Source organism: Burkholderia sp. IMCC1007 (assembly GCF_027257875.1).
Taxonomy (GTDB): domain Bacteria; phylum Pseudomonadota; class Gammaproteobacteria; order Burkholderiales; family Burkholderiaceae; genus Burkholderia.
Map to the genome: position 1 here is coordinate 26,830 of NZ_JAPVQY010000050.1, position 20,704 is coordinate 47,533.

The window sequence follows — 20,704 nt, forward strand, 5'->3', positions numbered from 1 at the left end:
GCGGTTCGCGCCGATCCGACAGGAGATTTCCCAGATGAACCATTCGACCTCCGCTCCCGCCGCCGTCCCTGACGCGCTGCCGGCTGCACCGTCGCCGGCCGCATGGCGCCGCTGGACGGGCTCGCCGGTCGTCACGCGGCTCGCCACCGGCGTGCTCGTGCTGTGGGCCGCGATCACGCTGTCGTTCGCGGCCGTGCATGTCGCGCCCGGCGACATCGTCAGCATCCTGATCGGCGAGCAGGTGAGCACGCCCGAGATCGAAGCCGCGATCCGCCGGGAATGGGGACTCGACGAACCGCTGGCGCTGCAATACGTGCACTACCTGTGGCGCGTGCTGCATGGCGACTTCGGCCGCTCGTACATCCTGAACACCGACGTCGCGCCGCTCGTGCTCGGCCAGCTGTGGCCGACGCTGAAGCTGACGGGCGCCGCGCTCGTCGTGACGCTCGTGTTCGCGGTGGGCCTCGCGGTGCTGACGGCCGGCCGCCGCTGGGCCGGACGCGCGGCGTCCGGCGTCGAACTGCTGCTGGCGTCGACGCCGTCGTTCTGGCTCGGGATCATGCTGCTGTTCGTGTTCAGCTTCACGCTGAAGCTGTTTCCGGTCGCCGGCGATCGCGGCTTCGCGTCGCTCGTGCTGCCCGCGCTGTCGCTGGGGCTCGCGCAAGGCGCGGTGATCGGCCGCGTGCTGCGGCAAGGCATCGAGCGCGCGCTCGACGAGCCGTATGCGCTGACGGTGCGGTCGTGGGGCATCAGCGGCCTCGCGCTGCGCGTGCGCCATGCGCTGCGCCACGCGGCGCTGCCGGCCGTCACGCTCGCCGGCTGGCTCGTGGGCGGCCTGCTGAGCGGCGCCGTGATCACCGAGCAGGTGTTCGGCCGGCCGGGCCTCGGCAAGGTGACGGTCGACGCGGTGCTGTCGAAGGACATGCCGGTGGTCCTCGCGATCGCGATCCTGTCGGCCGCGATCTACGTCGCGCTCAGCACCGCCGTCGATCTGCTGTACCTGTTGATCGATCCCCGCCTGCGCGAACGCCGCGCACGGCACTGAACCGGAGGCACCGATGTCCACTCCCGTCGACTTCGCGTTGCGCCCGCACGCGGCACGCGGCACCGCCGGCTGGCTGTACCGCCATCCGGGGCTCGCGCTCGCGGCCGTCTATCTGCTGCTGAACCTGGTCGCCGTCGTCGCGCCGGGCTGGCTCGCGCACTACGACCCGCTGGCCGCCGACCCGCTGTCCGCGCAGCTCGGCAGCAGCGCCGAGCACTGGCTCGGCACCGACCAGCTCGGCCGCGACATCTACTCGCGCGTCGTGTACGGCGCACGCTACTCGCTGTCGATCAGCGTGGCCGCGATCGGCGTCGCGACGCTGTTCGGCACCGCGCTCGGGCTGCTCGCCGGCCTCGCGCGCGGCTGGCTCGACGAGCTGATCACGCGCTTGCTCGACGTCGTGTCCGCGTTTCCCGACCTGCTGCTCGCGCTGATGCTGATCGCGTTCACCGGCCCCGGCGCGGTGAACCTGGTGTTCGCGCTCGGCGTCGCGTCGGTGCCGCGCTTCGCGCGCGTCGTGCGTGCGCAGACCTTCGTCGTCGCGTCGTCCGGCTACGTCGAACACGCGCGCACGCTCGGCCTCGCGCCGGCGGTGCTGGTCTGGCGCCACGTGCTGCCGCACGCGATCGCGCAGGTGCCGGTACTCGCGACGGTCGGCCTCGGCACCGCGATCATCGGCACGTCGGGGTTGAGCTTTCTCGGCATGGGGCCGCAGCCGCCTGCCGCCGAATGGGGGCTGATGCTCGCCGAGGGCCGCAACTATCTGTACAACGCGTGGTGGATCGCGGTGTGGCCCGGCCTCGCGATTACCGCGGCCGTGATCGCGGTGAATGCGCTCGGCGGCTACTGGCAGGCGCGCTTCGAGCGCCGGGAGGCGGCATGAGCGCGATCGGAGTCGTGTCGCAGCCAACGCCCGCGCATGGCGAGCCGGTGGTGCGCATCGAGCAGCTGAGCGTCGGATTTCGCGGCGCACGCGGCACGCAGCCGGTGGTCGGGCCGCTCGACCTCACGCTGCACGCCGGCGAATGCGTCGCGCTGGTCGGCGAATCCGGTTCCGGCAAGTCGGTTACCGCGCGCAGCCTCGTCGGGCTGAACGGCCCGCATGCCGTGCTCGAGGCGGCGCGCTTCGACATCGCCGGCACCGACGCGCGCCGCCATCGGGAACGCGACTGGCGCGCGATCCGCGGCCGCCGGATCGGCTATGTGCTGCAGGACGCGCTGGTGTCGCTCGATCCGCTGTGGCGCGTGCGCGACCTCGTCGCCGAAGCGCTGCACGACACGCGGCGGCGCGATGTCGCCGCGCGCAGCGCCGCGCTGCTGCGCGCGGTCGGCATCGACGATCCCGAGCGGCGGCTGCCGCAGTATCCGCACCAGTTGTCGGGCGGCTTGCGGCAGCGCGTGCTGATCGGCACCGCGCTCGCGGGCGGCGCGTCGCTGCTGATCGCCGACGAGCCGACCACCGCGCTCGACATGACCGTGCAGCGCCAGATCCTGTCGCTGCTGCGCGCGCGCCGCGATGCCGGCGACGCGGTGCTGCTGATCAGCCACGACCTCGCGGTCGTCGCCGAACTGGCCGATCGCGTGCTCGTGATGCGCGGCGGCCAGATCGTCGAGCAGGGGCCGGCACGCGACGTGTTGAGCGCGCCGACGCATCCGTACACGCGCCAGCTGCTCGCGGCGATTCCCACGGCCGCGTCGCGCGGGTTCCGGCTCGCCGCCACCGCGCGTGTACCGCTGCCGCCGAAGCGCATCGATACGGGCGCGCCGGTGCTCGCCGTCGACGCGCTGACCAAACGCTACGGCGGCCGCGACACGCCGGCCGCGGTCGACGGCGTGTCATTCACGCTCGCGCGCGGCGAGACGCTCGGCATCGTCGGCGAATCCGGCTCCGGCAAATCGACGGTCGCGCGGATCGTGCTGGGTCTCGTCGAGCCGGACGGCGGCACCGTCGTGCTCGACGGCCAGCCGTGGAACGGCGTGCCGGAAGCCGCGCGGCGGGCGCGCCGCGCGCGGCTGCAGTTGATCGCACAGGATCCGTACAGCTCGTTCGACCCGCGCTACTCGGTCGGGCAGATCGTCGGCGAAAGCCTCGATGTGGCCGGGATCCACGGCGACGCACGGCGTCGGCGCGTGCTGCAACTCCTCGACGAAGTACAGCTCGGCGCCACTTGCATCGACCGCTATCCGCGCGAACTGTCCGGCGGCCAGCGGCAGCGCGTCGCGATCGCGCGCGCGTTCGCGTCGAATCCGGCGCTGCTCGTCGCGGACGAGCCCGTCAGTGCGCTCGACGTGTCGATCCAGGCGCAGGTGCTGGACCTGCTCGCCGACCTGCAGGCCGAGCACGGCACCGCGATGCTGTTCATCTCGCACGATCTCGGCGTGGTACATCACGTCGCCGACCGGATTCTCGTGATGCGCGGCGGCCGCGTCGTCGAAAGCGGCCCGGTCGACCGGGTGTTCGGCGCGCCGTCGCACCCGTACACCGCGTCGCTGCTCGACGCGCTGCCGACCCTGCCCGACGCGCCGGCAAGCTCGCCGCTGCCCGCCCTCGCCTGACCTTTGCCCTTCACCGAATCGCTGCCATGAGCCAATCGACTTCCGCTTCTCCCCGCCAGATCCATCTCGGCGCCATCATCCAGGGTGCGTCCGGCAACATGTCCGCGTGGCGGCACCCGGATGCGGTCGCCAACGCGAGCATCAACGTCGACTTCGTCCGCACGCTCGCGAAACAGGCCGAAGCCGCGAAATTCGACCTGCTGTTCGTCGCCGACGGGCTGCACATCAACGCGAAGTCGATCCCGCACTTCCTGAACCGCTTCGAGCCGCTCACGCTGCTGTCGGCGCTCGCGCTCGTCACCGAACGGATCGGGCTGGTCGGCACGCTGTCGACGTCGTACAGCGATCCGTTCACCGTCGCGCGGCAGTTCTCGAGCCTCGACCACCTGAGCGACGGCCGCGCCGGCTGGAACGTCGTCACGTCGCCGCTCGAAGGCTCCGCGAAGAATTTCTCGCGCGCCGCGCACCCGGAGCACGCGCTGCGCTACCGGATCGCGTCGGAATTCCTGACGGTGACGAAAGGGCTGTGGGATTCGTGGGAGGACGACGCGTTCGTGCGCGACAAGGCAAGCGGCGTGTTCTTCGATCCGGACAAACTGCACACGCTGGATCACGTCGGCGAATTTTTCTCGGTGGCCGGGCCGCTGAACATCGGCCGCTCGCGGCAAGGGCGCCCGATCCTGTTCCAGGCCGGTGCGTCCGACGACGGCAAGGGCGTCGCGGCCGAGCATGCGGATGCGATCTACACGCGCCAGGAGACGATCCCGCTCGCGCAGGCATTTTATGCGGACGTTCAGCGACGGCTCGCCGCGCACGGCCGCGCGCCCGACAGCCTGAAGGTGTTCCAGGGGATCAGCGTGATCGTCGCGGCGTCGGCCGCCGATGCGGAAGCGCAGTACCAGGACACTGCCCGGCTCGTAACGATCGACAACGCGCTCGACTATCTCGGCCGCTACTTCGATCACCACGACTTTGCGCAATACGCGCTCGACGCGCCGTTTCCGGATCTCGGCGAACTCGGCAGCAACCAGTTCCGCAGCACCACCGACGCAATCAAGCGCGACGCCGCCGAGCGCCGCCTGACGCTGCGCGAGGTGGCGCTCGAAGCGGCGACGCCACGGCCGACGTTCGCCGGCACGCCCGAACAGGTCGCCGACGGGTTGCAGGCGTGGGTCGAAGCGCGCGCCACCGATGGCTTCATCGTGCGCGGCGGCACGCCGACCGCGTTCGCCGATTTTGCGGCGGGCGTCGTGCCGATTCTGCAGGAGCGCGGCGCGTACCGGCGCGATTACGACGGCACGACGCTGCGCGAACATCTCGGGCTGCCGTATCCGCCGAACCGGTACGCGCAGGCGGCGTAGGCATCGGGGGTGTTGGCCGGGGGCCGGTGAGCGTCGGCGCCGGGACGGGCTCTGGGTCGGCTTAGGGCACGCCTCTCACCGCCCGATCGGCAGCCCTGTCGGCTCGATCCATCCGAGCCGGTACGCGATCAGCAGCGACAGAAACAGCGTGATCGACAACCCGACGCGCGCCGCGAGCGACCATGCCATCCGCTTGCTCGTCCCGCGATCGTGATTCATGAAATACAGCGCGAAAATCAGGCTCGCGATAATCAGCGCGAACGCCATCGAAACCAGCGCGATCTTCATTGTTGATGCTCCTCCAGGCCCGCATCGGCCTTCAGCAGTTGGGCCAGCCGTTGCCGCTCGGCGGCGACGTCGGCGACGCCCGACGCCGGCCAGTCCAGCGCCACGCCATTGCCGAGCGAATCGCGCACCAGCGCCTGGTAACGCCGATCGCTGATCCGGCCCTCGTCCATCGCTTCCGCGATCTCATGTCTGAACGGTAGCGGAAAGCTCGCGTATGCGCGCGACAGCGCCGCATATTGCCGCGCGTCGACTTCTTGCGACGAAGGGATGACGGCCCACACCACGACGGCCACGATGGCCGTAAACGGGATAGCCGTGTAGCGGAGAACGAACTTGATCGGGGTCATGACGCGGATATCGAAGTGACGGCGAACACGTGCCGTGTGAAACCGGAAGCAGCCGGACGACCGGTCGCGCAGACGACGCGGCCGCCGCGGGCGCACCCGCGGCCGGCAGCGTCGGCCCACATTGTACTCAAAGCCGAATTCCAGTAACAGAACATGATAATGCCATTATCATGCCAGGCTGATGATTCGAGCCACCCGGCGCCCGCCGTGTGCGGGCCGCCGGGCCGCGGCGCACGGGTGCCACTGTCATTTCCGCGCCCGCAAACGGAGCGATCGAGCAAAACGCTATGCCAGCGCAGTACTTCCGAAACCTGACGGGAAAACACCGCAGCGCAACGGCCAGTCGTCAGCTCGGAACGCTACGGACTGGTGAAGCGGGTTCGTTCGTCTGACTGGCGTGATGGTCGCCGTACCCGCGCAACTATGGCGGAAGGGATTTGTGTAGGCGCGTCGCTCGATCGCTGTCAACAACGGGCCGACCGACGCGCCGAGCTCGAACGTCAGCGCGGCGATGGCCCGCTTCATTCTCGTTCCCCGAGGTTCAGGGAAGTGGCTTCAAATCGCTTCAGGAGGGCCGGAAGGTCAGCTTCGAAGTCAAGCAGGGACCAAAGGGAAAGCAGGCCGCCAGCATCAAGCCGCTGTAAGTTTTCCCGCAGCGAACACGTCCGGTCAGGACAACCATCAGGCCGACGCGTGCTCGCTGCAAGTCTGGAGCCGGGCATCGAAAAAAATACTACGCCCGGCTTGCCTCAGCGCTCGAGAAAGGGCCTGAGCTTGTCTGCACGGCTCGGATGCATCAGCTTGCGCATCGCCTTGCTCTCGATCTGACGGATCCGCTCGCGCGTCACGTCGAATTGCTTGCCGACCTCTTCGAGCGTGTGATCGGAGTTTGTGTCGAGCCCGAATCGCATCCGCAGCACCTTCGCCTCGCGCGGCGACAACCCGGCGAGTGCCTCGTCGATTGCCGCGCGCATGTTCGCGTGAATCGCCGCCTCAGCCGGCGAGCTCGCCGAGACATCCTCGATCATGTCGCCGAGCGTTGCATCGGCGTCGTCACCCACCGGGGTTTCGAGCGACACAGGTTGCTTGGCGATCTTGAGGATACCGAGCACTTTCTCCTCGGACATCTCCATGCGCTTTGCCAGCACTGAGGGATGCGCTTCCTGCCCTGTCTGTTGCAGGATTTCGCGCGATATCCGGTTCAGCTTGTTGATCGTCTCGATCATGTGGACCGGCACGCGAATGGTCCGCGCCTGATCGGCGAGCGCACGCGTGACAGCCTGCCGGACCCACCAGGTCGCGTAGGTCGAGAACTTCCAGCCGCGCCGGTATTCGAACTTGTCCACGGCCTTCATCAGGCCGATATTGCCCTCCTGGATCAAATCCAGGAACTGCATGCCGCGGTTCACGTATTTCTTGGCGATTGAAATGACAAGACGAAGGTTCGCCTCGATCATCTCACGCTTGGCCTGCCGCATTTTCAGTTCCGCGGCACTCATCTGGCGGTTGATCTGCTTGAGCTGCTGGAGCGGCAACGAGACCCGGGACTCGATGTCGACGAGTTTCTGCTGCGCCGCCTGAATCGCCGGCTGATGACGCTCGAGCGCCGCGCCAAACTGCTGCGAGGTCGCCGCTGCTCGGGCCGTCCATTCAAGATCGGTCTCGTGGCCCGGGAACGATGCGACAAACGCGTCGCGCGGCATGCCGCAACGGTCGACTGCGATCGCCAGGATACTGCGCTCGATCGCGCGAACCTCCGTCACTTGCCCATGGACGATTGCGCACAGGCGGTCGATCGTCTTGGCGGTAAAGCGGATCGGCGCGAGTTCACACTGGATCGCCGCGCGCACTTGCGCAGCGGCTGCGGATCGGGCCCCGCCAGTGACAGGCGCATCCGGCAACTGCTCGAACAGTGCACGCACGCGCGCAAAAATCACCAGGCTGTCGTTCGTGAGTTCTTCGAGGCGCGCCGCGTTCGCCTTCTCCGTATCCCCGGCGTCCGTTTCGACGTCGTCTTCGTCCGAATCATCGTCCGCGGCGAGTGCTTCCTCATCGTCTTCTTGGGACTCCGGCGCCATTTCGCTTTCATCGGCGTCGGCACTGATGCCATCGACCAGTTCGTCGATGCGGAGTTCGCCTGCCACGATGCGATCGACATCGGCGAGAATCGTGGACACGATCGACGGACATGCGGCAATCGCCTGAATCATGTCCTGCAGACCATCTTCGATCCGTTTCGCGACCTCGATTTCACCGGCGCGGGTCAGCAGTTCGCTGGCCCCCATCTCACGCATGTACATCCGGACCGGATCCGTGGTGCGGCCGAATTCGGAATCGACGGTCGACAACGCGGCTTCCGCCTCCTCGTCCGCCTGATCGTCGGATGCCACGGCCGGCGCAGCATCGGTGAGCAGGAGCGCTTCGGCGTCCGGCGCTTGTTCGTACACGGCCACGCCCATGTCGCTGAACGTGCTGACGATGGTGTCCATCGCCGCCGTTTGCGCAAAGTTGTCGGGCAGGTGATCGTTGATGTCCGCGTGGGTGAGATAGCCGCGCTCGCGACCGAGCGCGATCAACGCGCGCATCTGGTGCTGGCGCTCCTCATTCTGGCGTGCCAGTGACGCGGCGTCCGTCGGCGTCAGGGCCTGGGGCTTTCCCTTTGACACACGGCGGCCGGCTTTTGCCGTGGCTGTGATTTCAGGGGATGTGGAATCGTTGCGATCAGGAATTGCCAATACATGCTCCTCGACAGATGAGCCGACGATTGTCGCGAGCATGACGCCGGAATGGGCTGCCTGCCGGGATGCGAACGGAATCGTGATACGCACAGATAGTCGAGGCCGGGACGCCTCGCTCGAAATCCGTATGCGCAGCTTGTGGGGGGCATGAATGATACCGGAATGTGTTGTGCGGCGCAACACGGACCAGCAAGCTAGCCGTGAAGGCCGAGTGAAACCGGAAGCAGCCGGACGACCGGTCGCGCAGACGACGCAACCGCCCGAGCACACCCGCGGCCGGTAGCGGCGGCCACATTGTACTCAAAGCCAAATTCCAGTAACAGAGTATGATAATGCCATTATCATCTTTGGCTGATTCTTCGAGCCACCCGGCGCCCCGTGCGTACGGCCCGCCCGGCCGCGGCGCACGGCCGCGTGTGTCATTGTCCGCGCCCGCAATCGGGGCGCTCGAGCGAAACCCTATGCCAGCGCAATATTTCCGAAACCTGACGGGAAAACACCGCAGCGCGACAGCCAATCGTCAGCTCGGGTTCTCGCTGGCCTTCGTCGCCGGCGCGGCCAATGCCGGCGGCTTTCTCGCGGTTCGGCAATACACGTCCCACATGAGCGGCATCGTGTCGGCGATCGCCGACACGACCGCACTCGGCGACATCCCGCTCGCGCTGGCCGGCATCAGCTCGCTCGCGTCGTTCCTGATCGGCGCCAGCTGCTCGGCGATCCTCGTCAACTGGGGGCGACGCCGCGGCATGCAGAGCCAGTTCGTGCTGCCGCTGCTGGTCGAGGCCGTGCTGCTGCTCCTGTTCGGGCTGCTCGGCAGCCATCTCGCGCTGTGGGAAGCGTTCTTCGTGCCGGTCACGGTGACGCTGCTGTGCTTCATCATGGGTTTGCAGAACGCGACGATCACGAAGCTCTCGAGCGCGGAAATCCGCACGACGCACGTAACCGGCATCGTGACCGACCTGGGGATCGAGCTCGGGAAGCTGTTCTACTGGAACCGGTCGGCCGTCGACGTCGACGCGCATGCGGTCATCGCCAACCGTTCGAAACTGAGGATTCACGCGACGATGCTCGCGTCGTTCTTCGTCGGCGGACTGGCCGGCGCGATCGGCTTCAAGCATGTGGGCTACGTGTCGACCGTGCCGCTCGCCGGCGTGCTCGTCACGCTCGCGATCATGCCCGTGATGGACGATCTGATCGCATGGCTCGGGCGCCGGCAGTGACCGCCGCACGGACTGCTACGGCGCATTCCGGCCATGACGCCGGAAGCGGATGCATTATAATTTGATTAACATATCAACCAGCACTGCCGCACGATGGAAACGAAAACCGCCCGCCTGACCGTCCTGATCGATCCCGCCAAGAAAGAAGCGTTCGAAATGCTCTGCGCGGAGCAGGATCTCACGCCGTCGCAAGTCGTGCGGCAACTGATCCGCGAGTATCTCGACCGGCACGGCGTGACGTACAAAACGAAAAGCGCGCTCGGCAAACGGATGAAGTAAGCGCGCTCGAACCCGCGGCGCGACTCAAGCGCAAATTTCCCACCGTGCATGTTCGCGCGCGCGCCACACGAGCCGCGCCGGATCGATGCACTCGCCTTCCTTCATGCGCCGGGCCGTCGGCGACAGCTTCAGCTCGCCGGCCGACGCGATCCCGAGTGCGCGTTCGAGCAGCTCGCGCAGCGACGGCAGCGGGTTGCCGTTCTTCCATGCGAACGCGATGAAGTTGTTGTCGTCGCCGCACGGCACGAGCGCATACGACTCGTCGAACACCTCGCGCAACTGCGCGAGATGCTGCGGCAGCGCCGGATCGTCGTCCATGAAGTTGATCGCGAGCACGCCCGTTTCGCTCAGCCGCGCACGACATGCGTCGAGGAATGCGGTGCCGGTGCACCGGCCCGGCATGCCGCCGGCGACGAACGCGTCGTGCAGGATCACGTCCGCCTGCACGTCCTGCCTTGCGACGTAGTCCGCGCCGTCCGCGCAGATCACCGCGAAGCGCGCATCGTCGTCGGGGATCCTGAACACGTTGCGCAGCGCGATCACGTCCGGATTGATCTCGACCGCGTCGATCGCGGTATCGGGCAGGCGCCGGTAGCAGTATTTCGCGAGCGAGCCGCCGCCGAGCCCGATCATGCAGATACGCGCGGGCACCGGCTGCAGCAGCAGGAAGCCCATCATCACACGCGTATAGCCGAGCTCGAGCCGCACCGGATCCTTCCGCGACATGAAGCTCTGCGTGCCGAGGTGGTCGAAGTGCAGCGACACCGCGTGCTTCGTCTCGAGCACGAACGGGCGGCCGTCGTTCAACGGCATCGCCAGGAACCGCAGGAATGCATCATAGGAAGCTCGATCCTCGCTCATGCTCGGCAGGCCTGGATAATCGGAGAGTGCGATCGAACCGCGCGCGGTCAGACCTTCTTCAGGTAGCAGGCCTTCAGCATGAAGCCGCCGAGGTCGGTCTTGCAATCGACTTCGTGATCGCCGCCGACGAGCCGGATGCTCTTGACCTTGGTACCCATCTTCAGCGTGATCGACGAACCCTTCACGCGCAAGTCCTTGATCAGCACGACCGAATCGCCGTCGGACAGCACGTTGCCGTTCGCGTCCTTGACGACGTCGCCCGCCGGCTCGTCGCCCGCTTCGGCGCCGGCGCCTGCCGACCATTCATGACCGCAGTCCGCGCACACGTAAAGCGTGCCGTCCGGGTAGGTGTTTTCCATCGCGCATTGCGGGCAGGCGGGTGCAGCGTTCATTCCAGCTTCCATTCGGAGAGGGTTCAGGGTCGACAAAAAATGCCGGGCGCGTGCAGACGCGGGGCCCGGCGTGCGCGTCGCAGCGCCGCCGACAGCTCGGCAGGCCGCGATTCATGCACACGGTATTATAATGCAATACACATAAGCCGGCTGTCGTATTATAATTGCGATTTTTCCTTCGTTCACCGGATTTGATAGCAGTTTCGCTGAGGATGTCGACATGTTCGAGATGAATGATGCGCCGGCTTCGTATGCACCACGCCGCGCGGCGCGACGGCAAGCCGCGCACCGTGCGGTCACGCCGTGCGGCGGGCCGCTCGTCGTGACCGGCGCCGCCGACGTTCCGCAAGGCTGACCCGTATCGTGCCAACCGTCGTCTACGTTGAAATCGGCGCCGCATGGAACCGCAGCCGCGCGAGCGTTACCCGCGACGCAGTCGTCGCGGCCGCACACCGTTTTGAAAGCGACATCCTGCTGATCGCCAACGGCCTCAGCGGCAACGCGCGGGACGCCCATGCCATCGCGTCGTTGCCGCTGCACGGCGGCACCTCAGCGCAGGTGCTCGCGACCGGCCCCGACGAGGAAGCCGCGCTGCAGGCGCTGCTGCCCTTGCTCCAGGCGGATTGACCCAGCGTCGTCCGCGCCCTCGGCCTCGTGCCGTTCACCCTGAATCATCTTTCTGCGAGGAAGCGATGAACGACAACGTCATGTCAAACACCCCCAACCTGTCTGCATCCGCGATCTGGGCGCTCGAGCGCCTCGCCGACGTCCGCTACGGCCGCGATGCGCCGGCGCTCGGCTGGTCGGTCGAACAGGAACTCGTCGGCGCCGGCTTCGTCAGCCACGCCGCAAACGGCCGCTCCGGGGCATCCATTACCGCGCATGGCCGCAGCTTTCTGAAGAGCAGGAAGTAGGACGGCGTCGGGCGCATTGCCCGACCCGGCGGGGGCTTGCTGTCGCGCCGCGATTTCCGCGGTATCGTACGGTGCCCGCGGGCGGCGCAAGCTGCCGCCTGCGCCCTCCTTCCCATGGAACCTCCAATGACCTCCAGCGCGTTGCCGCCCGTCACGTCCCCGCCGGTTCTCGACACCCCGCGCCTGATCCTCGAAGGCCATCCGCTCGGCGACTTCAACGCGCTCGTCGAGATGTGGGCCGAGCCGACCGTCGTCGCGCACATCTTCAACGGCGCGCCGTCGGCGCCGCGCGACTCGTGGATGCGGATGCTCGCGTATCGCGGCCTGTGGCCGCTGCTCGGCTACGGCTACTGGGCGATTCGCGAGAAGGCGTCGGGCCGCTACGTCGGCGATCTCGGCTTCGCCGACTTCCACCGCAACGTCGAGCCGTCGATTCGCGGCGTGCCGGAAGCCGGCTGGGCGCTCGCGACCTGGGCGCACGGCAAAGGCTATGCGACCGAAGCGCTGTCGCATGCACTCGTCTGGCTCGACGCGCAGCACCGCTTCGAGCGCAGCGTGTGCCTGATCGCGCCGACCAACGTCGCGTCGATCCGCGTCGCGGAAAAGGCCGGGTACGCCGATCCGGTGCGCATCCGCTTCAACGACGCCGATTCGTTGCTGTATTCGCGCGCGTGCCGCTGAGCGGGATGCCGCGCGCCGGACGCGGCGTCGCGGCTAGCGCGCGGGGCTCGTCCGCGCGTGACGCGACGACGGCGCCGCGCTGACCGTATCGTTGCCCGGCGCCGCGCCGGTCTGCCATCCGCCGCCGAGCGCCTTGTACAGCGCGACGAGATCGGTCCTCGTCTGCAATTCGCCCTGCACCGCCTGCTGCCGCCCTTCCGACCATTGCCGTTGCGCATCGAGCACGTCGAGGAACGACGACAAACCCTTCCGATAGCGGTCGCGCGCGAGCTCCAGCGCGCCTTGCTCGGCCTTCACGGCATCGTCGAGCGCGGCCGCGCGCGTCTGGTCGGTGCGATATACGGCCAGCGCGTTGTCGACGTCGCGCAGCGCGACGAGCACGGCCTGCCGGTACGCGAGCGCCGCTTCGGCCTGGCGCGCCTGCGACAGCCGCAGGTTCGACACGAGTTCGCCGCCCGAAAAGATCGGCAGCGACACCGCCGGCCCGAACGCATAGAACAGGTGCGACCAGTGCGCGAGCTCGCGCACGTGCGACGCGCGCAGCCCGACCTGCCCCGTCAGCGAAATGTCCGGATAGAACTGCGCGACCGCGACGCCGACGTCCGCGGTGGCCGCATGCAGGTCGGCCTCCGCGCGGCGGATGTCCGGACGCCGGCGCGCGAGCGTCGACGGCAGGCCGACCGGCACGGTGGGCGGCACGTCCGGCAATGCGCGCGGCGCGGCGAGCCAGTCGTCGAGCGCGCCCGGCGCGCCGCCGACCAGATACGCGAGGCCATTGCGCAGCAGCACGATCTGCCGGTCGAACTGCGGCAGTTGCGCGCGAATCTGCGCGAGCCGCGCATCGGCGCTGCGCACGTCGAGATCGCTCGCGAGGCCATGCGCGGCCTGTTCCCGCGTGAGGTCGAGCAATTCGCGTTGCGCGCGTTGCAACTCGTCGGCCAGCGCGCGCTGTGCTTCGGCGCCGCGCAGTTGCAGGTAGGTCTGCGCGACTTCGGCCACGAGCGACAGCAATGCATCGTCGCGGCTCGCGACCGCGGCGCTCGCCTGCGCGCCGGCCGATTCGACCGAGCGGCGCACGCGGCCGAACAGGTCGAGCTCCCATGATGCGTCGAAGCCGGCCTGCCACAGATTGATCGGCGCTTCGAGTGCATCGAGCGCGCCGCGCGCGGCCTGCTCGGCGCTCGCGCCAGTGCCCGGCCCGAATCGATCGAGCGGTGAGCCGGGCGCGCCGAGACGATCGACGCGCTGGTCGATACCCTGTTCCTCGATGATGCCCTTCAGGCCGAGCTGTTCGCGCTGGTAGCTCGCGCTCGCGCGCACGTTCGGCAAGCCCTGGGCGGCAGCCGCGCGCACTTGTTCGCGCGCCTGCGCGATGCGCAACACGGCCGCCTGCACGTCGAGGTTCCCGTGTGCGGCGCGCTCGACGAGCCGGTCGAGCAGCGGATCGCCGAACGCGCGCCACCAGCGCGGGTCGGGATCGGCGGTCGTGACCGGTGACGATCGTGACGATGGCGACGGCGCGCCGGGTGCCGACGCGGCCGATGCTGCCGACGCGGTGGGTACTGACGACGCGGTGGACGCGGTGGACGCGGTGGACGCGGTGGACGCGGCGGACGCCGTGGATGCCGTGGATGCCGTGGATGCCGTGGATGCCGTGGATGCAGTCGATGCAGTCGATCCGGTCGATCCGGTCGATGCAGTCAATGCAGTCGATGCGGTCGATCCAGTCGATGCGGCACCGCCCTGCGCACGTAGCTCATGCCAGTTCTCCGGCACATCCGCATGCGGCGGCTTGAAATCCGGCCCGACGGTACAACCGGCCAGCCTCGTGCAGGCCACGACGAGCATCGCCGCGAACCGTCGCGTTGGCAGCCGATAGCGGCGGCCGCCGTACTGTCCATGCATCGTCATCGTCAATGTCCTCCCCCGCCGCGTGCGGCCTTCACCGGCGAGAACAGGAACGTCAGCGGAACGCTGAACGCGCAGAACACCGCGAGAATCGCGAACACGTCGATATACGCGAGAATCGTCGCCTGCGAAATGAACGTCTCGTACAACCGTCCGGTGGCCGTCTGCAGCGCGGCCGCCGGCGGCGCACCGGACAGCGCGCCGATCGTGCGCGCATTGTCGTGCAGCGCATCCTGGAAGTTCTGCGACAGCGGCGACATGTGCGTGGCCAGATGCGCCATGCGCGCCTGCGTACGTTCGCGGATCAGCGCGGTCGACAGCGAGATGCCGATCGACCCCGCGACGTTGCGGAACATCGTGAACAGCGCGGACGCGTCGTCGTTGAGCTGCCGCGGCACGGTCAGGTAGGCGAGCGTCGTGATCGGCACGAACATGAAGCCAATCGCGAGCGACTGCGCGCAGCGGATCATCACCAGATGCGTGTAGTCGATGTCCGGCACGAGCATGCGCGAATAGACGAGCGCGGCCGACAGCAGCACGAAGCCGCAGCCGACCAGATAGCGCGTCTGCACGTGCGGCATCAGGCGGCTGACGATCGGGATCTCCAGCGTGATGAGCAGCGCGCCGGGCGACAGCACGAGCCCGGCGAGCGTCGCCGTGTAGCCGAGGTGCTGCTGCGCGAGCTGCGGCACGATCACCGCGCTGCCGTACAGCACGGCCGCGAACGTCGCGATGGTCACGCAGCCGAGCGCGAAGTTGCGATCGCGCAGGCACGACAGGTCGACCACCGGTTTCTTCGTATGCAGCAGCCACAGCGTCGCGCCGATCAGGCCGAGCGCGGACAGCACCGCGAACACGCGGATGAAGGTCGAGGCGAACCAGTCCGCGTCCTCGCCGCGATCGAGCATCACCTGCAGGCAGCCGAGGCCGATCGCGATCAGCGCGATGCCGATGTAGTCGACGGAGATGCCGTGTTCCGCGCCGCGCCGCCACGGCGGATCCTCGACGAGCTGCGTCACCGCGAGCACGGTCAGCGCGCCGATCGGCACGTTCAACAGGAACACCCAGCGCCACGAGAAATGGTCGGTGATCCAGCCGCCGAGCGTCGGCCCGAGCACCGGCGCAACGACGATCGCGACGGCCGAGATCGAGAACGCGCGGTTGCGCTGCCGGGGCGGAAACGTATCGAGGATGATCGACTGCTGGTTCGGCTGCAGCCCGCCGCCGAACAACCCCTGCAGCACGCGGAACACGATCAGTTCGCCGAGGTTGGTCGCGACGCCGCACAGGAACGAGCACACGGTAAACGCCGCGATGCACAGCACGAAATAGCGCTTGCGGCCGAGCAGGCGCCCGAAGAATCCGGAGATCGGCAGCACGATGCCGTTCGCGACGAGATACGACGTGAGCGTCCAGGTCGCCTCGTCGTAGCTCGCGGACATGGTGCCCGCGATATGCGGCAGCGCGACGTTGACGATCGTCGTGTCGAGCACCTCCATGAACGCGGCGAGCGTGACGACGATCGCGACGACCCACGGGTTCGCGGCCGGACGCCAAGCATCGCCGGACGAAGCGTGCCGGTCGGGCGGCCGGTTCATCGGCGGGCCGCGCAACGCGGCGCGGGCATGCGGATGTCGGGCATCGGATCGCTCCGGAGAAAGCGGGCCGCCGCGCGGCGGCCGGTTATTTCAGGTACACGGTCGGTTCGACCGACAGGCCGAGACCCAGCGGCGGATTGCGCGGCAGCGGGCCGTCGAGCACGATCTTCACGGGCACGCGTTGCACGATCTTCACGAAGTTGCCGGTTGCGTTCTCGGTAGGAAACGCGGAAAATCGCGCGCCGCTGCCGAGCTGGATGCTGTCGACGTGGCCGTGCAGGTCGAGATCGGGATACGCATCGACCGACACCGCGACGCGATCGCCGACGCGCATCCGCCGCAATTGGGACTCCTTGAAATTCGCGGTGATCCACACGCGCGGCGTGACGATCGACAAGATCGACGCGCCTGCCTGCAGATACGAGCCGAGCTGCACGTTGCGCCGCGTGATCCAGCCATCGGACGGCGCGCGCAACTCGCAGTACGACAGATTGAGGTTGGCCGTGTCGAGTTGCGCGCGCGCCTGCAGCACCTGCTGGCGGCGTTCCTCGACGGCCGTTTCGGCCTGGCGGATCTGCTGCGGCACGAGGCTCGCGGTACGCGCCTGCGCCTGGGCCATCGCGACGTTCGCATCGGCGCTCGCGCGCTGCGCGTCGGCCGCGTCGATCGCCTGCTGCGACGTGGCGCGCGCATCGACCGCGCGCTGCCGTTCCTGCGCGGCGAGCGCCTGCCGGTACGCGGCTTCCGCCGATTCGATCTGCGCGCGCGCCTGCCGATACTGCGCCGGAAACTGCACGCGCGCGATGTCGAGCTGCACGCCCGACGCCTCGAGCTGCGCCTGCGCGAGGCCCAGCTGCGCGCGCGCCGCGTCGACCTGCGCGCGGTAGTCGCGCGGATCGATCTCGACGAGCACGTCGCCGCGATGCACGAACGTGTTGTCGTCGACGGCGAGCCGCGTCACGTAGCCCGACACGTGCGGCGCGATCGCGACCGCGTTGCCGTCGGTATACGCGTCGTCGGTGCTTTCCTGGTTGCGCGTCGCGAGCCACCACGCGAGCCCCGCGACGATCAGGACGAACAACACCGCACCGATGATGATCCACGTCTTCTTGCCGGGCCGCTTGCGATTGCCTTCGCCGTCGTTGCCGTCGCCATCGCCGCCGGTGCGGCCGCCGCGATCGTCGTGCGGATGCCCGTGGCCTCCGCCGCCGCCCGGTGCGTCGGTATCGCGCTCGTCGTGGCGGCCTTGTCCGTTATTGCCGCTGTTGCCGCCGTCGGCATTGCCGTCGCCGGCGCGCGCGACGGGCGCGAAGCTTGCAACGCGCTCGGATGTTGCTCCGGCGATCGGCAACGCCCGTTCGGGATAGCGAGCGAACGGACCTGCCACGTGCACCTGCATGCCGCGTCGTCCGGGCGTGAGCGCGCGTCGGAACACGCCGCGCCATCGCTCATCAACGGACAACGGGAACAGGGTCGCATCGGGCATCGAATCGCTCTCCAGGCGACGGCGCCGTGCGGCATTGCACGCGCCGGCCTCAACCGGTCGAACGAGCAAACCGCGCGCCCGGCCGCCGCCGCGCGCACGCTCGCCCGCTCGCTCGCTCGCTGCGGCCGGCATGGGCGATGCGCGCTGCTGGGATGCCCACCATCACGACAGGAAGGCCGCCCCATGACACGCTCGACCTCGCTCGACACCGACTCGCACGAAGGAGACCGCGGCGACAGCACGCCCGGCCCCGAAGGCAAGCGCCACGGCACGGACACGCCGCCGCCGCGCAGCGCACGCGATCCCGCCGAAGGCAAACCGCAAGCCCCGGACGAGGGCACACCGGCGCGTCGCCCCGACGCGCATCGTCCGCACGCTCCCGCGCGCGACCACGACGACACGCGCTGATACGCGTTGATGCGTGCTGCTGCGCGCATCGCTTGTGCTGCAAGGCACCGGGCGACGCGCCGCCCACGGCAGAAATGACAAGGCCTTGAAAAATCGCGGACGGCACGCGCCGGACGGCATGACGGACGCGCGCGTCGGCGTCGATGCGTATGTCCGGAGGCGACGCGGGCGCAATCGGGTGGGTGCGTGCCCGCGCCCCGCAGGTTCGCCCGTGCAGCCGCCCCACTATGGGAGCGCCCCGTGCTCGCCCTCGGGCGCAGGTGACGTCCATTTCTTCTCACGGAGGTTTCATGTTCAATCACAACACTCGGCTTCAGTACACAGTGCGCGTCGGCGCGCCGAATCCGGGACTCGCCAACCTGCTGCTCGAGCAGTTCGGCGGGCCGCAAGGCGAACTCGCCGCGGCGATGCGCTATTTCACGCAGGCGATTACCGAAGAGGATGCCGGCCGCAAGGACATGCTGCTCGACATCGCGACCGAGGAACTGAGCCATCTCGAAGTGATCGGCTCGATGGCCGCGATGCTGAACCGCGGCGCAAAGGGCGAACTCGCCGAAGCCGTCGACGAACAGGCCGAGCTGTACCGCAAGCTGCACGGCGCGGGCAACGACAGCCACGTGACGCAGGTGCTGTACGGCGCCGGCGTACCGCTGACCAATTCGGGCGGCGTGCCGTGGTCGGCCGCGTATATCGACACGATCGGCGAACCGACGGCCGACCTGCGCTCGAACATCGCGGCCGAAGCGCGCGCGAAGATCATCTATGAACGGCTCATCAACGTGACCGACGATCCGGGCGTACGCGACGCGCTCGGTTTCCTGATGACGCGCGAGGTGTCGCACCAGGTGTCGTTCGAGAAGGCGCTGTATGCCATCACCGCGAACTTCCCGCCGGGCAAGCTGCCGCCGGAGTCGCCGTACGATCGCGTGTACTTCCGGATGCAGGACGGCGATCCGCTGCCGGGCCCGTGGAATCGCGGCGATTCGCTATCGCTGCGGCGCGGCGAGCCCGCGGTGGACGGCGGCGACGGTACCGCGAAGGGCGCGGTCGAGCCGACGCAGTCGCAGGCACTCGAAGCAATGGCGCGGCGTCTGGCGTCCGATCCGCGCTGCGATCCGGTGACGGGCGCCGAATTGGGTGCGAGCGCGCCGCACGATAGTACGGCTGCATCGCCGGGAAACACGCCGCCGGCCAAGTCGTGAGCGCTGAGCCTTGGGCCGGAGCCCTGAGCCCTGAGCCTTGAGCCCTGAGCCTTGAGCCCTGAGCACGGAGTCCTGTGAGCCTTGAGCCTTGAGCACGGAGCCCTAAACGCCGAACCCTGAGCCCAGGACCCTGAGCCCTCGGCCCCTCTGGGCCTTGGGCGTCCCGCCCCACGTCGCATATGACTACGCGGCGTGGTCGCCGACGCCGATTGCGCGAAGCGCGACGGCACGAAGCTGCGAAGGTGAAGGCGCGACGCCCGGAAGGCGCGAAGACGCGGCGACACGAAGGCGCGAAGATGCGACGACACAAAGCCGTGAAGGTGCGAGGGCGCGAAGCCGCGACGACACGAAGCGGCGAAGGCCCGAAGCCGCGCCGCCCCCGCCCCGCGCAGGCACGCCGGTTGCGGCAGCCATGTAGCCATGGACCTCGCTTTTCTCCGTCGCCTGTCCTGCATGACATTCCCCGATCCGTCCGACTTCCCCGTGCGCGCTGTACCGCTGGCACCGCTGGCGAAGGAGCGCGCGACGATCGTGTGCCACCGCAATGGTCGCGTGCTGCTGGTCGCGCGTCGCCCGTCGTCGCGCTGGACGCTGCCCGGCGGCGTGATCCGGCGCGGCGAGTCGGCGCTCGACGCCGCGCATCGCGAGCTGTGGGAGGAAACGGGGCTGCTTGATCTGGACCTCTCGTATTTCTTCTACGTCGACGGCAGCGTGAAGCGCCATCACGTATTCGTCGCGCGAATGCCGCCCGGCCTGCACGCGTGCCCCGGCCGGGAAATCGCGCTATGCCGCTGGGTCCGTCTCGACGCGGTGGCGCGCTGGCCGGCGAGCATGCCGACCCAGCGCATCATCCATCAGCTCGCGACGCTGTGCGGGCCGCTGGACGCGACGCCGACACCGACACCGACACCGCTTACCGCCGTCACGCGTCGGTCGACCGCTCGCTGACCGACGGCACCGCCGACGGCGTCGGATTCCGCGATTCACGCTCGAGGCCTTGCGCAAACACCTTCATCCCTTCCAGCAACGGCGTGAGCGCATCCCACAACGCCTCGTCGTGCAGCAGCCGGTACGCACCTCGCACGCCGGGTGCGACATGCTCATGCTCGGCCGGCTTCCACGCGCCGATGTGATGCAGCGCGTCGGCGGCCGCGAACACCGCCTTGCTGAACTGCTCGGGCGGAATGCGCGACAGCGCCATCACGAGCGCCGCGAGATTCTGCACGCCGCTTTGCGTACCGGGCTTGTCGAACGCGCCGACGAACGACTCGGCCATCTGCGCATTCGCGCTGACGACCTCGTTCGCGAAGCGCAGGAAGCCGTGCCGGTGCAGGCTGCCGAGCAGGCTCTCGAGCGCGTGGTGCGCGTCGGGCTCGTGCGGCGGCGGCATTGTGTCGGGGGATGAGCGGTCGGTCATCAG

Annotated in this window: 21 protein-coding genes and 2 pseudogenes; 14 read left to right on the forward strand and 9 right to left on the reverse strand. The window is 68.4% G+C overall.

Going from position 1 to position 20,704, the window contains the following annotated elements:
• Positions 1-34 precede the first annotated feature (34 nt).
• From O1Q03_RS30655 to O1Q03_RS30670, 4 genes are read left to right on the forward strand one after another with little or no spacing between them, the layout of a single operon-like run.
• Positions 35-1,045, forward strand: coding sequence for an ABC transporter permease (locus tag O1Q03_RS30655; protein WP_269507929.1), 1,011 nt, complete (start codon positions 35-37; stop codon positions 1,043-1,045).
• Between the two features lie 13 nt (positions 1,046-1,058).
• Positions 1,059-1,928 carry an ABC transporter permease gene (locus O1Q03_RS30660; protein ID WP_269507931.1) on the forward strand — a complete coding sequence of 290 codons (870 nt, stop codon included), beginning with the start codon at positions 1,059-1,061 and terminating at the stop codon, positions 1,926-1,928.
• On the forward strand, positions 1,925-3,601 hold the full coding sequence (locus O1Q03_RS30665; RefSeq protein WP_269507933.1) for a dipeptide ABC transporter ATP-binding protein: 1,677 nt from the start codon (positions 1,925-1,927) through the stop codon (positions 3,599-3,601). The genes O1Q03_RS30660 and O1Q03_RS30665 overlap by 4 nt, the downstream gene beginning before the upstream one ends.
• A gap of 26 nt (positions 3,602-3,627) precedes the next feature.
• Positions 3,628-4,962: an LLM class flavin-dependent oxidoreductase gene (locus tag O1Q03_RS30670; RefSeq protein ID WP_269507935.1), complete on the forward strand. Its 1,335-nt coding sequence runs from the start codon at positions 3,628-3,630 to the stop codon at positions 4,960-4,962.
• A 75-nt stretch (positions 4,963-5,037) separates the two neighbouring features.
• Here O1Q03_RS30670 and O1Q03_RS30675 read toward each other — a convergent pair whose 3' ends face one another.
• Together O1Q03_RS30675 and O1Q03_RS30680 are read right to left on the reverse strand one after the other, a co-directional pair.
• Entirely contained in the window at positions 5,038-5,250 is a 213-nt protein-coding gene (locus O1Q03_RS30675) for a DUF2909 domain-containing protein (protein WP_124897599.1), read from the reverse strand.
• Positions 5,247-5,597: a hypothetical protein gene (locus O1Q03_RS30680; RefSeq protein ID WP_269507937.1), complete on the reverse strand. Its 351-nt coding sequence runs from the start codon at positions 5,595-5,597 to the stop codon at positions 5,247-5,249. The genes O1Q03_RS30675 and O1Q03_RS30680 overlap by 4 nt, the downstream gene beginning before the upstream one ends.
• Before the next feature lie 530 nt (positions 5,598-6,127).
• Here O1Q03_RS30680 and O1Q03_RS30685 point away from each other — a divergent pair.
• A pseudogene (locus O1Q03_RS30685) lies at positions 6,128-6,241 on the forward strand (cold-shock protein); the annotation flags it as partial.
• A gap of 105 nt (positions 6,242-6,346) precedes the next feature.
• Here O1Q03_RS30685 and rpoD read toward each other — a convergent pair.
• The gene (gene rpoD, locus O1Q03_RS30690; protein WP_269507990.1) at positions 6,347-8,374 is read right to left on the reverse strand and encodes an RNA polymerase sigma factor RpoD; all 2,028 of its coding nucleotides are present in this window, start codon (positions 8,372-8,374) and stop codon (positions 6,347-6,349) included.
• Between the two features lie 422 nt (positions 8,375-8,796).
• Here rpoD and O1Q03_RS30695 point away from each other — a divergent pair, with 422 nt between their 5' ends.
• Complete coding sequence (locus O1Q03_RS30695; RefSeq protein ID WP_269507939.1) at positions 8,797-9,555, forward strand: YoaK family protein; 759 nt, start codon at positions 8,797-8,799, stop codon at positions 9,553-9,555.
• A 93-nt stretch (positions 9,556-9,648) separates the two neighbouring features.
• Entirely contained in the window at positions 9,649-9,834 is a 186-nt protein-coding gene (locus O1Q03_RS30700) for a ribbon-helix-helix protein, CopG family (RefSeq protein ID WP_011349753.1), read from the forward strand.
• A gap of 24 nt (positions 9,835-9,858) precedes the next feature.
• On the opposite strand, the gene O1Q03_RS30705 is transcribed toward O1Q03_RS30700, so the two are convergent.
• The gene (locus O1Q03_RS30705; RefSeq protein ID WP_269507941.1) at positions 9,859-10,695 is read right to left on the reverse strand and encodes a spermidine synthase; all 837 of its coding nucleotides are present in this window, start codon (positions 10,693-10,695) and stop codon (positions 9,859-9,861) included.
• 47 nt (positions 10,696-10,742) lie between these two features.
• The gene (locus O1Q03_RS30710; protein WP_096507041.1) at positions 10,743-11,087 is read right to left on the reverse strand and encodes a zinc ribbon domain-containing protein YjdM; all 345 of its coding nucleotides are present in this window, start codon (positions 11,085-11,087) and stop codon (positions 10,743-10,745) included.
• Positions 11,088-11,307: 220 nt separating this feature from the next.
• Here O1Q03_RS30710 and O1Q03_RS30715 point away from each other — a divergent pair, with 220 nt between their 5' ends.
• From O1Q03_RS30715 to O1Q03_RS30730, 4 genes are all read left to right on the forward strand, one after another.
• Positions 11,308-11,442 carry a hypothetical protein gene (locus O1Q03_RS30715; RefSeq protein ID WP_269507943.1) on the forward strand — a complete coding sequence of 45 codons (135 nt, stop codon included), beginning with the start codon at positions 11,308-11,310 and terminating at the stop codon, positions 11,440-11,442.
• Between the two features lie 8 nt (positions 11,443-11,450).
• Positions 11,451-11,714 (forward strand): HPr family phosphocarrier protein, encoded by a 264-nt coding sequence (locus O1Q03_RS30720; RefSeq protein WP_269507945.1) that lies wholly within the window; start codon positions 11,451-11,453, stop codon positions 11,712-11,714.
• A 65-nt stretch (positions 11,715-11,779) separates the two neighbouring features.
• On the forward strand, positions 11,780-12,001 hold the full coding sequence (locus tag O1Q03_RS30725; RefSeq protein ID WP_269507947.1) for a hypothetical protein: 222 nt from the start codon (positions 11,780-11,782) through the stop codon (positions 11,999-12,001).
• Between the two features lie 126 nt (positions 12,002-12,127).
• Positions 12,128-12,682: a GNAT family N-acetyltransferase gene (locus O1Q03_RS30730; protein WP_269507949.1), complete on the forward strand. Its 555-nt coding sequence runs from the start codon at positions 12,128-12,130 to the stop codon at positions 12,680-12,682.
• Positions 12,683-12,715: 33 nt separating this feature from the next.
• On the opposite strand, the pseudogene O1Q03_RS30735 reads toward O1Q03_RS30730, so the two are convergent.
• The 3 genes and pseudogenes from O1Q03_RS30735 to O1Q03_RS30745 all read right to left on the reverse strand — a co-directional run.
• Positions 12,716-14,317: pseudogene (locus O1Q03_RS30735) on the reverse strand (efflux transporter outer membrane subunit); the annotation flags it as partial.
• Positions 14,318-14,595: 278 nt separating this feature from the next.
• Positions 14,596-16,188, reverse strand: a complete 1,593-nt coding sequence (locus O1Q03_RS30740; protein ID WP_269507953.1) for a DHA2 family efflux MFS transporter permease subunit — start codon at positions 16,186-16,188, stop codon at positions 14,596-14,598.
• A gap of 85 nt (positions 16,189-16,273) precedes the next feature.
• Entirely contained in the window at positions 16,274-17,674 is a 1,401-nt protein-coding gene (locus O1Q03_RS30745) for an HlyD family secretion protein (protein ID WP_269507955.1), read from the reverse strand.
• Positions 17,675-17,857: 183 nt separating this feature from the next.
• Here O1Q03_RS30745 and O1Q03_RS30750 point away from each other — a divergent pair, with 183 nt between their 5' ends.
• The 3 genes from O1Q03_RS30750 to O1Q03_RS30760 all read left to right on the forward strand — a co-directional run bounded on the left by O1Q03_RS30750 (position 17,858) and on the right by O1Q03_RS30760 (position 20,232).
• A complete protein-coding gene (locus O1Q03_RS30750) occupies positions 17,858-18,082 on the forward strand; it encodes a hypothetical protein (protein ID WP_269507957.1) in 225 nt (74 codons plus the stop codon).
• A 290-nt stretch (positions 18,083-18,372) separates the two neighbouring features.
• Positions 18,373-19,284, forward strand: coding sequence for a manganese catalase family protein (locus tag O1Q03_RS30755; RefSeq protein WP_269507959.1), 912 nt, complete (start codon positions 18,373-18,375; stop codon positions 19,282-19,284).
• A gap of 453 nt (positions 19,285-19,737) precedes the next feature.
• The gene (locus O1Q03_RS30760) at positions 19,738-20,232 is read left to right on the forward strand and encodes an NUDIX hydrolase (RefSeq protein ID WP_269507961.1); all 495 of its coding nucleotides are present in this window, start codon (positions 19,738-19,740) and stop codon (positions 20,230-20,232) included.
• On the opposite strand, the gene O1Q03_RS30765 is transcribed toward O1Q03_RS30760, so the two are convergent.
• Positions 20,207-20,701 (reverse strand): DUF1641 domain-containing protein, encoded by a 495-nt coding sequence (locus tag O1Q03_RS30765; RefSeq protein ID WP_269507963.1) that lies wholly within the window; start codon positions 20,699-20,701, stop codon positions 20,207-20,209. The genes O1Q03_RS30760 and O1Q03_RS30765 overlap by 26 nt on opposite strands.
• Between the last annotated feature and the right edge of the window lie 3 nt (positions 20,702-20,704).

What these genes read in the sequence shown, in the direction of transcription:
- O1Q03_RS30655 (WP_269507929.1), top strand. Translation starts at nt 35, where the DNA reads ATGAACCATTCGACCTCCGCTCCCGCCGCCGTCCCTGACGCGCTGCCG.
- O1Q03_RS30660 (WP_269507931.1), top strand. Translation starts at nt 1,059, where the DNA reads ATGTCCACTCCCGTCGACTTCGCGTTGCGCCCGCACGCGGCACGCGGC.
- O1Q03_RS30665 (WP_269507933.1), top strand. Translation starts at nt 1,925, where the DNA reads ATGAGCGCGATCGGAGTCGTGTCGCAGCCAACGCCCGCGCATGGCGAG.
- O1Q03_RS30670 (WP_269507935.1), top strand. Translation starts at nt 3,628, where the DNA reads ATGAGCCAATCGACTTCCGCTTCTCCCCGCCAGATCCATCTCGGCGCC.
- O1Q03_RS30675 (WP_124897599.1), bottom strand. Translation starts at nt 5,250, where the DNA reads ATGAAGATCGCGCTGGTTTCGATGGCGTTCGCGCTGATTATCGCGAGC.
- O1Q03_RS30680 (WP_269507937.1), bottom strand. Translation starts at nt 5,597, where the DNA reads ATGACCCCGATCAAGTTCGTTCTCCGCTACACGGCTATCCCGTTTACG.
- rpoD (WP_269507990.1), bottom strand. Translation starts at nt 8,374, where the DNA reads ATGCTCGCGACAATCGTCGGCTCATCTGTCGAGGAGCATGTATTGGCA.
- O1Q03_RS30695 (WP_269507939.1), top strand. Translation starts at nt 8,797, where the DNA reads ATGCCAGCGCAATATTTCCGAAACCTGACGGGAAAACACCGCAGCGCG.
- O1Q03_RS30700 (WP_011349753.1), top strand. Translation starts at nt 9,649, where the DNA reads ATGGAAACGAAAACCGCCCGCCTGACCGTCCTGATCGATCCCGCCAAG.
- O1Q03_RS30705 (WP_269507941.1), bottom strand. Translation starts at nt 10,695, where the DNA reads ATGAGCGAGGATCGAGCTTCCTATGATGCATTCCTGCGGTTCCTGGCG.
- O1Q03_RS30710 (WP_096507041.1), bottom strand. Translation starts at nt 11,087, where the DNA reads ATGAACGCTGCACCCGCCTGCCCGCAATGCGCGATGGAAAACACCTAC.
- O1Q03_RS30715 (WP_269507943.1), top strand. Translation starts at nt 11,308, where the DNA reads ATGTTCGAGATGAATGATGCGCCGGCTTCGTATGCACCACGCCGCGCG.
- O1Q03_RS30725 (WP_269507947.1), top strand. Translation starts at nt 11,780, where the DNA reads ATGAACGACAACGTCATGTCAAACACCCCCAACCTGTCTGCATCCGCG.
- O1Q03_RS30730 (WP_269507949.1), top strand. Translation starts at nt 12,128, where the DNA reads ATGACCTCCAGCGCGTTGCCGCCCGTCACGTCCCCGCCGGTTCTCGAC.
- O1Q03_RS30740 (WP_269507953.1), bottom strand. Translation starts at nt 16,188, where the DNA reads ATGAACCGGCCGCCCGACCGGCACGCTTCGTCCGGCGATGCTTGGCGT.
- O1Q03_RS30745 (WP_269507955.1), bottom strand. Translation starts at nt 17,674, where the DNA reads ATGCCCGATGCGACCCTGTTCCCGTTGTCCGTTGATGAGCGATGGCGC.
- O1Q03_RS30750 (WP_269507957.1), top strand. Translation starts at nt 17,858, where the DNA reads ATGACACGCTCGACCTCGCTCGACACCGACTCGCACGAAGGAGACCGC.
- O1Q03_RS30755 (WP_269507959.1), top strand. Translation starts at nt 18,373, where the DNA reads ATGTTCAATCACAACACTCGGCTTCAGTACACAGTGCGCGTCGGCGCG.
- O1Q03_RS30760 (WP_269507961.1), top strand. Translation starts at nt 19,738, where the DNA reads ATGACATTCCCCGATCCGTCCGACTTCCCCGTGCGCGCTGTACCGCTG.
- O1Q03_RS30765 (WP_269507963.1), bottom strand. Translation starts at nt 20,701, where the DNA reads ATGACCGACCGCTCATCCCCCGACACAATGCCGCCGCCGCACGAGCCC.